This window comes from Agrobacterium salinitolerans (assembly GCF_002008225.1).
Classification (GTDB): domain Bacteria; phylum Pseudomonadota; class Alphaproteobacteria; order Rhizobiales; family Rhizobiaceae; genus Agrobacterium; species Agrobacterium salinitolerans.
The window spans coordinates 142,328-155,306 of record NZ_MRDH01000037.1 but is presented as its reverse complement, the minus strand read 5'-3'; the positions used below and the strand labels follow the sequence as shown (position 1 = coordinate 155,306).

Sequence of the window (12,979 nt, the reverse complement as noted above, 5' to 3'; positions counted from 1 at the left end):
CCATGGAAAAACCAATCCTCGATGTCGAAAATCTCCGCATTCGCTATGGCGGCTCGCCCACCGAGGCGGTGCGCGGCATCTCCTTCACCCTTGGTCGGGAACGGCTTGGTATTGTCGGCGAAAGCGGCTCGGGTAAATCCACCGTCGGCAGGGCGCTGCTGCGGCTCCTGCCATCGGCGACAATAACCGCCGACAAGCTTGATTTCGACGGTCTCGATCTTCTGTCTCTGAGTGAAAAGGAGATGCTGAAGGTTCGCGGCCGGCGCATGTCGATGATCCTTCAGGATCCGAAATTTTCCCTCAATCCCATCCGCCGTGTCGGCGATCAGGTAACGGAAACCTATCTGCGCCACTTCAAGGCTTCGAAATCGGAAGCCCGGGAAAAGGCGCTGGCCATGCTGGATGCGGTGAAAATCCGCGACGCCGCCCGCGTCTACGAGCAATATCCGCATGAAATTTCCGGCGGCATGGGCCAGCGTGTGATGATCGCCATGATGTTGCTCGCCGATCCAGATCTCGTCATTGCCGATGAGCCAACCTCGGCGCTTGACGTGACGGTGCGGTTGCAGGTCCTGAATATTCTCGACGGTCTGGTGCGGGATCGCGGCATCGGCCTCATCATGATCAGCCACGATCTCAATCTCGTGCGCAATTTCTGCGACCGGGTACTCATCATGTATGCCGGCCGGGTAGTGGAAACGCTCGCCGCACGCGATCTCGATCAGGCGAAGCACCCCTATACGCGCGGCCTTCTGGCGGCGCAGCCGCGCATCGGCGGCAGGCGTGCGCCACTTGCGGTGCTCGACCGCCGCCCCGAATGGCTGGAGGAGAACGTATAATGGCCGTTTCAGTCGAAACCCGCGATCTTTCAATCACCTTCGGCAGCGGCCCTACTGCGCTGAACGTGCTGCCTTCCGTATCCTTCCGCGTCGAGCCGGGCGAATGTTTCGGGCTGGTCGGCGAAAGCGGTTCGGGCAAATCCACCGTCCTTCGCTGCGTGTCGATGCTCAACGATTTCTGGACCGGCGACATCCTCATCGATGGCAGGTCGGTGCGCGATATGCCGTTGATCGAGCGGTGCCGCATGCTGCAGATGGTGTTTCAGGATCCCTACGGGTCGCTGCATCCGCGCCAGTCGGTGCGCACCGTGCTTTCGGAATCGCTAGCCATCCACAAGCTCGGCGACCGCGAAGAGCGCATGCGCAAGGCCATCACGGATGTAGGCCTGCCCGTAGCCTTTCTGGATCGTTTCCCGCACCAGCTTTCCGGCGGCCAGCGGCAGCGTGTGGCGATTGCCCGGGCGCTGATCCTTGAACCGTCACTGCTTCTGCTAGACGAGCCGACGTCTGCGCTCGATGTTTCTGTGCAGGCGGAAATCCTCAACCTCCTCCAGCGCCTGCGGGAAGAGCGTGGCTTCACCTATATCATGGTGACCCACGATCTCGCCGTCGTCGATCACATGTGCGACCGCTTCGCGGTGATGCTGCGCGGTGAAATCACCGAAACCCTGCCGCGCGACGCTATCGCCGGCAATGGCGCGACGCATCCCTATGCGCGCGAACTGATCGGCGCCTCTCTGGAATATGAAGGCGCGTGACGGCTCCAAGAACCTGACCGTGCTCCTCCGGGGCGTTGCGATAACAACATCCTCCTTCCTTGCCCGGCTTCACTGCCGGGCTTTTTTTGGGAGTGATGCCGGGCGTGGGGTGAAAAAAGAAAAGGCGCGGGTTTAGCCGCGCCTCAGGGATTGCAGACGACATTCTACTACCATATTGGCTTCCCTCCGCCTTCATCCTCGGGTCAATCCCGAGGATGAAGGCTTATGGATGCATCACCGCTCCTTGCTCACCTCTTCAAACCGCGAAAGCCAGGGGCTGACGATCATGCCCTTGACGTCGCTGCGGAAGGCGGCGGTGTCGATGACTTCGGAGAAGGGCTGAATGGACATGACGATCTCGTCCATATAACCCTGCAGGTCCTCATAAAGCTTTGTCTGTTTCGCCACGTCGCGCTCGACCAGCGCCGCCTCGATCATCTTGTTCAGCTTCTCATCGAAGAAACTGGTGCGCCAGCTCTGGTAATTGGTGAGCTTCGCGTCATCGGCATTGTTGGGATTATAGGCGATGGAGCGCAGATTATTGTCCGGATGCGGCTGCTGGCCGCCGCCGCCGCGGCCGAGCAGCAGTTCGAAATTTCGCTCGCGCATCGCGCCGTAAATCTGATCGCCGGAGCCGCTGATCAGTTCGGCCTGAATGCCGGCCTGGGCCAGCGTGTTCTGGATCGCCGTTGCCGCTTTCATGAAGGGGTCTTCCGAAAGCACACGCAGCGTCGTCTTGAAACCGTTCGGATAACCGCCTTCGGCCAGAAGCGCCTTGGCTTTTTCGATGTCGAGCTTGTAGCCCTGATCCGGAAGCGAACCCATCACACCGGTGCTGAGGGAGCGCTGATGCAGCTTGCCGTAATAGGGCATGACCGCCTTGTCGAGGCCGGCGTAATCGATCAGGTAACGCAGGGCCTCGCGCACCTTCTTGTTCGCAAATTTCTCATCCTTCATCGAAACGCTGAGGTAATAAAAACCGGAGCCGGGCGTGGATTCGATGGTGATAGCCTTGTCGGCCTCAAGCGATTTCAGATCCGGGGCCTGCAAGGAGTAGGCGACGTCGATATCGCCTTTTTCCAGCATCAGCCGCTGCGATTGCGATTCCGGCAGATGGCGCATCAGGATGCGCTTCATGCTGGCCTTCTCCCCCCAATAATCATCGTTGCGGGTGAGGATGATATATTCGTTGGATTTCCATTGCGTCAGCTTGAACGGGCCGGAACCGGCCGAATTCAGTGTCAGCCAAGCGCCGCCGAGATCGCCGTCCTTTTCGTTCTCAAGAGCCATCTTGCTGTCGATGATCGAGCCTGGGCCGTTCTGCGCAAGGATCATCAGGAGAAGGTTGGGATCGTCCGGCTTCGGAATATTCAGTACGAAGGTCTGGTCGTTTTCGGCGACGAAGAGCTTGTCGGCCTCTTCCAGCTTGAAACCGCGGGTTTTCAGGAAGGACGACTGCGCCAGATTGCGGGCGAGCAGCCGCTTCAGGCTCCAGGCCACGTCTTTTGCTGTCACCGCATTGCCGGAGGCGAATTTCGCATCGCCGCGCAGATGGAAACGGATGGATTTGCGGTCTTCGGCAATTTCCCAGCGTTCGGCAAGGCGTGGCTGGACGCTGCGGTCTTTTGGTGAAAGCACGACCAGCGTGTCATAAACGTTGTTCAGAACCTGTACGGTCTCGCGGCCGGTAATGGCGGCGGGATCGAGGGTCAGGATATTGCTCATGGTCGTGGCGACGATGAGCTGGTCTTTCGGCGTTTCGGCGAAAACACCGAGCGGCATCGCGCCGATCAGCAAGGCGCCAAGCGCTGCGGTTGCAAGAAAATGTTTCATCTTTCCTCCCAATACGGCCGGTTCATACGGCCTTTCCACGTTTTGATCCACGCGCCTGGTTCCTCCACAGGTGTCGCTTGATCAGCCAAGAATCTCTCTGACCTGAGCTGCGAGCGCCCGGCCGATTGCGGTCGTTGCCGGCGCATCCAGATGCACGCCATCCACAGGTGAGGCGCTGGCAACCGACCCGGCATCGAAGAAGGCGTGCCCCAGTTCGGCGGCGAGTTTGCGGTAAAGCGGCGCAAGCCTGAGCGATTGCCCGATATCCCTCCCGCCCGCCGGCTCTTCGCCAGGACCTGCAACGCAGGGCGGCGGGGCGACGATCAGCAGTTTCGGCACGGCCTCGCGCGGTTTGTAGATGAAGGTCTCGACGATCTGCGCCAGTCGCCGCATACCGGAAACGGCCGCTTCCGCCCGTCCGCCATGCGCCGGTTTGATGTCGTTGGTGCCGAGCATGATGATAACGAGATCGAGCGGCATATGGCAGGAAAGCGCGACTTCAAGCGCCCGCGCGCCATTGCGGCAGGCGGGGCCGGTATGATCGTCATAACAGGTGGTGCGCCCGCCAAGGCCCTCGGGGTAAACCTTCGCCTTTCCCGCAAGCTCTGCCTCCAGTACCTCCGGCCAGCGGTGTTCGGCCGGGTGCCGGAGGCCCGTTGCCGGGTTTGCGCCCCAGGTGAGGCTGTCTCCGAAGGCGAGCACGGTTTTCATCGCCCGTTACCTCACCCGGTTGTTGTCGATGAAGGTAAAATCGATGTCCTCGCCAAGGCCCGGCCGATCAGGGACATGCACGAAGCCGTCGCGGTCCATCGGGTCGGACAGCGACTTCAGATAATCGTGGCCGTCATCGTATTCGAGGAAGGGATGCAACAGGCCGCGCTCATACCAGCGGCAATTCTTGGTGGCGGCGACAACATGCAGGTTCATGGCTGTGTTGCCATGCACCTCGCATTCCATGCCGAAAGCCTCGGCCAGATGCATGGTCTTCAGCGCCGGGGTGATACCGCCGACATCGTTGACGCCAGTGCGCAGAATATCGCAGGCACCGGCCTTGATCCATTCGGCGCGATGCCAATGCTTGCCGGCCGCACTTTCCGGGCCGACGACCGGAATATCGAGATTATCGGAAAGCCATTTGTAGGAGGACAGCGATTGCTCATCCATCGGCTCCTCGATCCAGTCGAAGCCGAGTTTTTCGAGGCCACGGCCCAGCGCCAGCGCGTCGGTGCGGGAATACCAGTGGAAGGCGTCGATCATCAGGCGAATATCGGGGCCGACCGCCTCACGCACGGCCGCGCAGGCCTTGAGGTCCATCTTCACATCCGGCGCCCAGCTGACGGGCGGCATCCAGGTGTGCAGCTTGATGCCCTTGTAGCCGCGCTTCACCAGCGTTTCGGCAAAACGGCCGTAATCTTCCGGCGTCGCCAGCCCGCCATCCAGCTCGTCGCCGCACATGATGGAGCCATAGGCCAGCACCTTGTCGCGATAGCTGCCGATCAACTTGTATACAGGTTGATTGAGCGAGCGGCCGGCAAGGTCCCAGAGCGCGCAATCCACCACCGCCAGCGTACGGTCAGTCAGCTGTGCGGCTGAGCCACGCTGCCAGTGGGCAAGGTCCTGCCACAGCCGTTCCCGGTCGCGATGATCCTCACCAATCAGGACTTTCTTGACGAATTTTTCGATGACATGGGGGCGAACGATCTCCGGCGCGGTGAAGGAATGACCTTCCTGACCATCTTCCGTGCGGATGGTCAGCATGGCCTGTTCCACCTGATGCGCCGGACCCGGATGTGCGTGACCGGCACTGTCCGAGTGCCGACGGGTCGTCGTGCGGAAAACACGGACCTCGACGTCGGTGATGATCATAATTCCTCCCTCATGCCGGTATGGCAGCGTTTGCGGTTGCTGCAATGTCATACATGTATGCGTTATTTGTCAACATGTAAGATAATCTGTATTACATGTTGGTGCCGAAAATCAAGACCATTTGCGCACGCTGTTTCACAGGGAATCGGTGAAACTTGGCTCATGAGGGAGGTTTTGCGTCTTGGTGGAAGAAAATCTGGCGGGGCGCATGAGCGCGGGCTGAGCCGAATGGCAGCTACCTCGGCTTGGATGATCTTTCGCGCCGGGTGATGGCGTGCGCATTCTCGGTGCAGATGGTGCGGAAGCCTCCGGCCGGCTTGCCGCCGTCGCGCTCCTTGAGGATCAAGGCGTGAAGCCATCCCGCAACTGACCGGCGCGGATGTGCGTCGCATCCTACCAAGGGAGGGTCAGAAATCCGCGACTTTGCCCCAGGAAGAACCAAGGAAACGGCTGGGGTGATAGGGCGTGGGATCGACGATCGGGCTCGAGCCTGTCACAATATCGGCGATCAGATGGCCGGCGCCCGGTCCGATGCCGAAACCATGACCACTGAAACCGGCGGCGAGAATGAAGCCGGGCAATTCGCTGGTTTCGCCAATGGCGGGCACGCCGTCGGGCGTGCTGTCAATGAAACCGGCCCAGGCGGCGGAAATCTGCGTTTTGCCCAGGGCGGGCAGAAGCTCCAGCGCCCTTCTATGGGTCTCGCGGATGGCGGCGGCATTGGGTTTCGGGTCGAGAATACGCACCCGCTCCATGGGTGTCGGCGCATCGAGGCGCCAGTGCTTCAGGGTCTCGTGGCCACCGCGAATGCCCTCCAACCCGCCTGGCCGCAGGCTTCGCCAGCGCTTGAGGAACATCGGGATGAATTCTCGGGCAAACCGCATCTGCTGCGCCGTCGGGTCAATGCGTCCCAGCCCGCTGATGGCGAGTGTGTAACCGCCGTTTTTTCTCTTCGTTGCCGAAACGGCGGCGGTGTGCAGTGCATCCGGCAGGCCTTCAGCACCTGGTGCGACCGACAGGATGGAGGAGCGGACGGACGCCTGCGGGAAACGAATTCCGAGCTGTCGGCAAAAGGACGACGCCCAGGCCCCGCCGGACATGATGGCGGTATTGGTGCGGATCGTGCCTTTTTCGGTGACGACGGCGCTGACCCGGCCGCTTTCCGTCTCAAGCCCGCGTGCGGCGCAATTCTGATGCACCGTGCCGCCCAGCTTGATGATGGCACGCGCCACGGCGGGTGCTGCCATGGAAGGATCGGCCGTGCCGTCGGTCGGCGAAAACACGCCGCCCTTCCAGCGCTTTCCCGTGGATCGGCCGCGTTCGCTCGCCTCATCGGCGCTCAGCATATGGGTCGTCACGCCTGCGGTAATGGCAAAGTCGCGCCAGCGTGCCCAGCCGGCAAGTTCGGCCTCATTGTCGCTCAGGTAAAACAACCCGCAACGGCGAAAACCCGTGTCCTCGCCGCTCTCTGCACCAAACTCTTCCCAGAGCGACAGGCTCTTGGTGGAAATCGGCAATTCGCGGGCGTCGCGGTTCTGCTGGCGGCACCAGCCCCAGTTGCGGCTGGATTGCTCCGCCCCGATCAGACCCTTTTCGACCAGCGCCACTTTCAGGCCGCGCCGGGCAAGATAATAGGCGGCGAAGACACCGACGATGCCGCCGCCGATAATGACGGCGTCTGCGGATGTCGGCAGTTCCGGCGATGTCGTGATCTGTTGCAGCGGGGCGGGCATGGTCGGACTCCTTGTATTCGTCCTAATTTACCCTAGCTGACGTGTAAACGCTGCCAGACTCCGCGTCTTGCCGGAATCTCCTGCTGTTGGGTGACGCCTCTGCAACTCTTTATGCTGCATCAAAAAAATATCCCCACGTCGACAGGGCTCGCCCATGTGGTAAGATTTCCTTTGCCGCGCCAGAATTTTATGCCGCGTGTTCAAAAAACACAAAAGGGGTTCCGCACGTGATGAAACTTGATCGGATCGATATCAAGATCCTCTACGAATTGCAGAAAAACGGTCGCATCACCAATGTCGAGCTGGCGGAGCTTGTCAATCTGTCGCCAAGCCCCTGCCTGATGCGCGTGAAGAAGCTACAGGCGGAAGGTTATATCGAGGGTTATTCCGCGCAGATCAACATCAACAAGCTCGGCCAGACACTGACGGTATTTACGGAAATCACGCTGAAGAACCATCGCCAGATCGATTTCGCCCGCTTCCTCGGCGTTGTCGAAAAGATCGACCAGGTAGTGGAATGCCACCTCGTTTCGGGCGGTTACGACTATCTGCTGAAATTCGTCACCTCTGGCATCGTTGAATATCAGTCGATCATGGAGCGGCTGACCGATATGGACGTGGGCATCGACAAATATTTCAGCTTCGTGGTGCTGAAATCGCCGATCATCAAATCGCATATGCCGCTGACCAGCCTGTTTCCGCTTTGAGCTGTGAGAAAACGGCCCTTTGCAGGGCCGTATCATTCCATTCTCACCTTTTCGAAAAAGCCCGCACCAGCTCCGCATCCTGCTGAAGATTGTCGAGCCATGTCGGGTCGAGTTTCGGCACCGAGGAGAACAGCAGTTTCGAATAGGGGTGGGAGGGCGATTTGATCGCTTCGGTTTCCAGATGCTCCACCTTCTGCCCGCCATACATCACGACGATCTCGTCGCAGATGGTTTCCACCACCGAAAGATCGTGGCTGATGAAGATATAGGAGAGGTTCAGCTCCCGCTGCAGTTCTCCGAGAAGATCGATGATTGCGGCCGCAACCACGGTATCGAGGGCCGAGGTGATTTCATCGCAGATGATAAGCGAGGGCTCGGCGGCAAGTGCGCGGGCGAAATTGACGCGTTGTTTCTGCCCGCCGGAAAGGCCGGAAGGGTGGCGGTGGCGGACCGAGCGCGGCAGCTTCACCATATCGAGAAGCTCATCGATCCGGGCGTCGCGCGCCTTACCTTTCATGCCGTGATAGAAGGTCAGCGGCCGGCCGAGAATATCCTCGATGGGTTTCGACGGGTTGAGTGCGGTATCGGCATATTGGAACACGATCTGCATACGTCGTAGCTGGTCGCCGGTTCGATGCCGTGCATCCGCATCCAGTTCCCGGCCTTCGAAGATGACGTGGCCACCGGCCGCCGGCAGAATGCCGGCAATGGCGCGCGCCAGCGTCGATTTTCCGCAGCCGGACTCGCCGATGATGCCGAGATTGCGACCGGGATAGACCGAAAGGCTGACGCTATCCACCGCACGCACCAGCGGCATCTTGTCTCCGCCCTTCGTTCCGTAGCCGGCGATCAGGTTTTCGATATCTAGCAGCGGCGTTGCCTGCTCCGGTTTGGCGGGTGTGATGACGCGCGCCTTGTCATGAAAGGCGGTCAGCAGTTCCTTCGTATAGGGATGCCGGGCATTTTCGAGGATATCCGTGGTCGTACCGGTTTCCTGAACCTCGCCGCCTTTCAGCACAACGATCCGGTCGGCGATCTGGGCGACGACGGCGAGATCGTGCGAGACATAAACGCCGCCGATGCCGTTCTCGCGCATTGCCGATTTGAAGGCGCGCAGAACCTCTATCTGGGTCGTGACGTCGAGCGCGGTGGTCGGCTCGTCGAAGATGACCAGCTTCGGATTGCCGATCAGTGCCATGGCGGCGGAGAGGCGCTGAAGCTGGCCGCCGGACACCTGATGCGGGTAGCGCTCGCCGATGGTTTCGGGGTTGGGCAATGACAGCGCCTTGAAAAGTTCTACCGCCCGTCTGCGCGCCTCCTGCGGCGGCATCAGATGGTGGATGCGGGTGACTTCGATGACCTGATCGATGATCTTCTGCGCCGGGTTGAAAGCGGCGGCCGCGCTTTGGGGCACATAGGTCACTTTTGTGCCGCGGACTTTGGCGCGTTCGGTTTCGGAAAGCTGCACCATGTCTTGGCCCGCCACCTTGACGCTGCCGCCGGAAATACGGCAGCCCGGCCGGGCATAGCCCATCAGGCTCAGCGCGATGGTGGTCTTGCCGGAACCGCTTTCACCGATCAGTGCGACGATTTCGCCATCGGCGATGTCGATGTCCACGCCTTTGATGATGTCGATACGGCGGCCAGAATCGGTGGTGGCCTCGACTTTCAGTCCACGGATTTCAACAAGATTGCTCATTATTCGCTCCTGTCGCGGATTTTCTGCGGCAGATTGTCGATCAGCAGGTTGACGCTGATCGTCAGGCTGGCAATGGCCAGCGACGGGAAGATGACGGCGGGGGCCGCAAACGGCAGGCCGCCGATGTTCTCACGCACCAGCGCGCCCCAGTCCGCATTTGGCGGCTGAAGGCCGAGGCCGAGGAAGGAGAGGCCCGACAGAAGCAGCACGATGAACACGAAGCGCACGCCGAGATCGGCCAGTACGGGCCGGACGATGTTCGGCAGGATCTCCGAGCCGATGAGGTAGAACAGGCTTTCACCGCGCACCCGGGCGACCGTGACGAAATCCATGGTGTTGACATTGACGGCCAGCGCTCGCGCGAAACGATAGGCGCCCGGCGTGTAGATGACCGAGAGCGTGATGATCAGCACCGGTATGGAAGAGCCGACGGCGGCGACGACCACGAGGCCGAAAAGCTTGCTCGGAATGGAGTTCACCGCATCGAGAAACCGGCTGAGTGCTGCATCGAACCAGCCGCCGATGACGGCGGCGCACATGCCGAGCAAAACGCCGGAGGTGCAGGCGATGGTGACGGCTGCGAGCGATATGCCGACCGTGAAACGCGCGCCCATGAGAATGCGGGAAAATACGTCACGGCCGAGATAATCGGAACCGAGCCAGAGATCGGATGTCATCGGCCCGAAATAATCGAGATCGACGATTTCACCGACCGGATGCGGAATGAGATAGGGCGCGAAGATTGCGACCATGGCCCAGAAAAAAATGACGAGAAAGCCGAAAACGCCGACTGCGTTGATCTTGTAGCCCAAACGCGAGGTCCCCGAAGTTGTTTTGATATTGTCGGCCATCAGCGCAGCCTCGGATTGGACATGATGGCGATGATATCCGCCGTCGTGATGAGGAGGAGATAACCGACGCAGAAGATCATCGCGCAGCTTTGGATCAACGGCAGGTCGCGGGTGGCGACGCCATCGACCATCAACTTGGCGATACCAGGATAATTGAAGATCGTCTCGACGATGATGACGCCGCCGACGAGATAGGAGAGCGACAGGGCCACCGCATTGACGATGGGGCCGAGCGCATTGGGAAGCGCATGGCGAAGCACGATGCGCATCCGCGGCGCACCCTTCAAAAGCGCCATTTCCACGTAGGGCGTATCCAGCGTCTCGATCACGGCGGCGCGGCTCATGCGGATCATCTGTGCGGAAACGACGAAGGTCAGCGTGATGACTGGCATTGCATAGACCCGCAGCACATCGAAAAGCGTGTGAACTTCGCTCACCAGCGACAGCGCCGGCAGCCATTTCAGATAGACGGCGAAAAGTAGCACGGCGAGTGTGGCGATCATGAATTCCGGCACCGAGATGACGCCGATGGTCAGCACGGTGACGGCCCGGTCATAAAGCGTTCCGCGCAGCATGGCGGAACTGATGCCGAGGGTCAGCGCCAGCGGCACGGCGATGACGGTGGTAATGCCGGCGAGCTTCATGGAGTTGACGAAGCGCGGACCGATGAGATCGGCAATCGCCATGTTGTTGGCGTAGGACGTGCCGAGTTCACCCTGCAGCAGGCCCAGAAGCCAGCGCACGAAACGCAGCAGGGCCGGATCGTCGAGATGCATGGCGGTGCGCAGGCCGGCCACGGCTTCCGGCGTGGCCGCTTGGCCAAGAAGGATCGTCGCCGTATCCCCGGGCAGCAGGCTGGTGGCCGAAAAGACGATAAACGACACGATAAGCAGCGTCGTCAGCATGACGACCAGCCGCCTGGCGATAAGGGACATTATTTGGCTGTTCATTCCATATGCTCCTGCGACCGACCCTTATTGTGGAGGCTTCCCGCATCGGCGGAAAGGTCGCCGGGCAGTTTCGTGCCCGGCTCCGTGGTCTATCAGGCTTCGAGCCAGACGTATTCCGCAAAGGCGTAACCCATCATGCCACCCAGCGGATTGGCTTCCAGACCCTTCAGCTTGGAAGAGATGGCGTCCACATTCGATATATAGGCGGGGATGATGGTGCCGGCTTCATCGGCGATCATTCTTTCCATCTCGAAGTAAATCTGCTTGCGTTTCTCGATATCGAGCATGCCGCGTGCTTCAAGCATCATCTTGTCGAATTTCGGCGACTTGTACTGGCTCTCATTCCACGGCGCGTCGGAGGCATAAAGCAGCGAGAACAGAATATCCGGCGTCGGGCGCGGGTTGATGTTGCCGAAGTGGATCGGCGCCTTCAGCCAGTAGTTGCTCCAATAGCCATCCGATGGCACGCGTTGAACGTCCAGCTTGACGCCGATCTGCGCCGCGGAAGCCTGCATGATCATCGCCATGTCGACAGAGGAGCCCGCAGCATCCGATGCGATGACCGGAATGGACTGTCCGATGACGCCGGCTTTTTCGAAATGGAACTTGGCCTTGTCCAGATCGAAGGCCCTCGGTTTGAGGTCCGGGTTATGATACGGGCTCATTGGCGGAACCGGCTGGTCGTTGCCGACTTCACCGAGGCCGCGCAGCGCCGCCTTGACGATCTGCTCGCGATTGATCAGCGATTTCATGCCCGCGACAAAGTCTGTTTTGTTGCCCGGTGATTGATCAAGCCGAATGTTGAGGTTGGTATAATTACCCGATGTCGTCTTGGACAGCACGACACCTTCCTGCTTGTCGAGCAGGCGGAGCGCGCGGGGGTTGATGGCGGCAGCAAGCTGGATGTCGCCGGAAATAAGAGCATTGACGCGGGCATTGTCGTCCGAAATCGCCATGAATTCGAAACTGTCGATGTGTGGGCCGCCGGACTTCCAGTAATTGGTGTTTTTGGCCATGATCGAACGCACGCCCGGCTCGAACTTTTCGAGCTTGAAGGCGCCGGTGCCGTTGCCCTTGGAGAAATCCGTGGTGCCATCGGCAACGATCATGAAATGGTGCAGGGCCAGAATGGACGGCAGGTCGGCGTTCGGGTTCGCCAGCGTGATTTCGACCGTGCTCTTGTCGAGAGCCTTGAAGCCGGTCATCTGGGCGGCGATCTTGGCGACCTTGGAGCCGACGGCCGGATCGAGATGGCGCTTCAGCGAATAGACCACGTCGTCGGCGGTCAGCGCCTTGCCGTCATGGAAGGTGACGCCGGAACGCAGCTTCACGGTCCAGGTCTTGGCATCCTTCGTCTCGATGGCTTCGGCCAACTCCATCTGTGGCGTGCCCGAAGCATCGAGGAAGCTCAGGCGGTTATAGAGCGCGCAGCAACGGACATAGTCCGTCGAAAGCGAGGCTTTCGCCGGATCGAGCGTATCGGCTGTGGAGGAGGACCAGCCGGCGGCTTTCAGCATGCCGCCGGAGACCGGCGTTGCGGCCACGGCATTTGAGGCGCGACCAAGAATGGCCGAACCGGCGGAAAGGGCGACGCCGCCCGCCAGCAGCATGTGAAGCAGCTCACGCCGCGTTGCGCCGCGCCGGATGGCCTGTTCAACGGCGGCATCGTCGGAACGGGTCCAGTTTGTAATCCTGTCACTCATGGTCTTCCCCTTTTGTATGATTTGTTGAAATGCGTCTGAA

The 12,979-nt window shown here is 60.2% G+C and carries 11 protein-coding genes; 3 read left to right on the top strand and 8 right to left on the bottom strand.

The window, feature by feature from the left end; translation table 11 throughout:
* The first annotated feature begins 2 nt into the window (after positions 1 to 2).
* Both BS627_RS21040 and BS627_RS21035 read left to right on the top strand, forming a co-directional pair.
* Positions 3 to 839: an ABC transporter ATP-binding protein gene (locus BS627_RS21040; RefSeq protein ID WP_077985104.1), complete on the top strand. Its 837-nt coding sequence runs from the start codon at positions 3 to 5 to the stop codon at positions 837 to 839.
* A complete protein-coding gene (locus BS627_RS21035; protein ID WP_077985103.1) occupies positions 839 to 1,597 on the top strand; it encodes an ABC transporter ATP-binding protein in 759 nt (252 codons plus the stop codon). Before BS627_RS21040 ends, BS627_RS21035 begins: the two co-directional genes overlap by 1 nt.
* 234 nt (positions 1,598 to 1,831) lie before the next feature.
* On the opposite strand, the gene BS627_RS21030 is transcribed toward BS627_RS21035, so the two are convergent.
* From BS627_RS21030 to BS627_RS21015, 4 genes are all read right to left on the bottom strand, one after another.
* The gene (locus BS627_RS21030; protein ID WP_077985102.1) at positions 1,832 to 3,430 is read right to left on the bottom strand and encodes an ABC transporter substrate-binding protein; all 1,599 of its coding nucleotides are present in this window, start codon (positions 3,428 to 3,430) and stop codon (positions 1,832 to 1,834) included.
* 81 nt (positions 3,431 to 3,511) lie between these two features.
* The gene (locus BS627_RS21025; protein WP_077985101.1) at positions 3,512 to 4,141 is read right to left on the bottom strand and encodes an SGNH/GDSL hydrolase family protein; all 630 of its coding nucleotides are present in this window, start codon (positions 4,139 to 4,141) and stop codon (positions 3,512 to 3,514) included.
* A gap of 6 nt (positions 4,142 to 4,147) precedes the next feature.
* Positions 4,148 to 5,296, bottom strand: a complete 1,149-nt coding sequence (locus BS627_RS21020; RefSeq protein ID WP_077985100.1) for a mandelate racemase family protein — start codon at positions 5,294 to 5,296, stop codon at positions 4,148 to 4,150.
* Between the two features lie 407 nt (positions 5,297 to 5,703).
* Positions 5,704 to 7,029 carry an NAD(P)/FAD-dependent oxidoreductase gene (locus BS627_RS21015; protein WP_077985099.1) on the bottom strand — a complete coding sequence of 442 codons (1,326 nt, stop codon included), beginning with the start codon at positions 7,027 to 7,029 and terminating at the stop codon, positions 5,704 to 5,706.
* Between the two features lie 230 nt (positions 7,030 to 7,259).
* Here BS627_RS21015 and BS627_RS21010 point away from each other — a divergent pair, with 230 nt between their 5' ends.
* Positions 7,260 to 7,736 carry an Lrp/AsnC family transcriptional regulator gene (locus BS627_RS21010; RefSeq protein ID WP_003506856.1) on the top strand — a complete coding sequence of 159 codons (477 nt, stop codon included), beginning with the start codon at positions 7,260 to 7,262 and terminating at the stop codon, positions 7,734 to 7,736.
* A gap of 43 nt (positions 7,737 to 7,779) precedes the next feature.
* Here BS627_RS21010 and BS627_RS21005 read toward each other — a convergent pair whose 3' ends face one another.
* The 4 genes from BS627_RS21005 to BS627_RS20990 all read right to left on the bottom strand — a co-directional run bounded on the left by BS627_RS21005 (position 7,780) and on the right by BS627_RS20990 (position 12,939).
* A complete protein-coding gene (locus BS627_RS21005) occupies positions 7,780 to 9,435 on the bottom strand; it encodes an ABC transporter ATP-binding protein (RefSeq protein WP_077985098.1) in 1,656 nt (551 codons plus the stop codon).
* Positions 9,435 to 10,286: an ABC transporter permease gene (locus tag BS627_RS21000; protein WP_077985097.1), complete on the bottom strand. Its 852-nt coding sequence runs from the start codon at positions 10,284 to 10,286 to the stop codon at positions 9,435 to 9,437. The genes BS627_RS21005 and BS627_RS21000 overlap by 1 nt, the downstream gene beginning before the upstream one ends.
* Complete coding sequence (locus BS627_RS20995; protein WP_077985096.1) at positions 10,286 to 11,236, bottom strand: ABC transporter permease; 951 nt, start codon at positions 11,234 to 11,236, stop codon at positions 10,286 to 10,288. Before BS627_RS20995 ends, BS627_RS21000 begins: the two co-directional genes overlap by 1 nt.
* Before the next feature lie 92 nt (positions 11,237 to 11,328).
* Complete coding sequence (locus tag BS627_RS20990; RefSeq protein WP_077985311.1) at positions 11,329 to 12,939, bottom strand: ABC transporter substrate-binding protein; 1,611 nt, start codon at positions 12,937 to 12,939, stop codon at positions 11,329 to 11,331.
* Between the last annotated feature and the right edge of the window lie 40 nt (positions 12,940 to 12,979).

Excerpts from the sequence above, each read along its gene's own strand:
- BS627_RS21040 (WP_077985104.1), top strand. The coding sequence starts at position 3 with ATGGAAAAACCAATCCTCGATGTCGAAAATCTCCGCATTCGCTATGGC.
- BS627_RS21035 (WP_077985103.1), top strand. The coding sequence starts at position 839 with ATGGCCGTTTCAGTCGAAACCCGCGATCTTTCAATCACCTTCGGCAGC.
- BS627_RS21030 (WP_077985102.1), bottom strand. The coding sequence starts at position 3,430 with ATGAAACATTTTCTTGCAACCGCAGCGCTTGGCGCCTTGCTGATCGGC.
- BS627_RS21025 (WP_077985101.1), bottom strand. The coding sequence starts at position 4,141 with ATGAAAACCGTGCTCGCCTTCGGAGACAGCCTCACCTGGGGCGCAAAC.
- BS627_RS21020 (WP_077985100.1), bottom strand. The coding sequence starts at position 5,296 with ATGATCATCACCGACGTCGAGGTCCGTGTTTTCCGCACGACGACCCGT.
- BS627_RS21015 (WP_077985099.1), bottom strand. The coding sequence starts at position 7,029 with ATGCCCGCCCCGCTGCAACAGATCACGACATCGCCGGAACTGCCGACA.
- BS627_RS21010 (WP_003506856.1), top strand. The coding sequence starts at position 7,260 with ATGAAACTTGATCGGATCGATATCAAGATCCTCTACGAATTGCAGAAA.
- BS627_RS21005 (WP_077985098.1), bottom strand. The coding sequence starts at position 9,435 with ATGAGCAATCTTGTTGAAATCCGTGGACTGAAAGTCGAGGCCACCACC.
- BS627_RS21000 (WP_077985097.1), bottom strand. The coding sequence starts at position 10,286 with ATGGCCGACAATATCAAAACAACTTCGGGGACCTCGCGTTTGGGCTAC.
- BS627_RS20995 (WP_077985096.1), bottom strand. The coding sequence starts at position 11,236 with ATGAACAGCCAAATAATGTCCCTTATCGCCAGGCGGCTGGTCGTCATG.
- BS627_RS20990 (WP_077985311.1), bottom strand. The coding sequence starts at position 12,939 with ATGAGTGACAGGATTACAAACTGGACCCGTTCCGACGATGCCGCCGTT.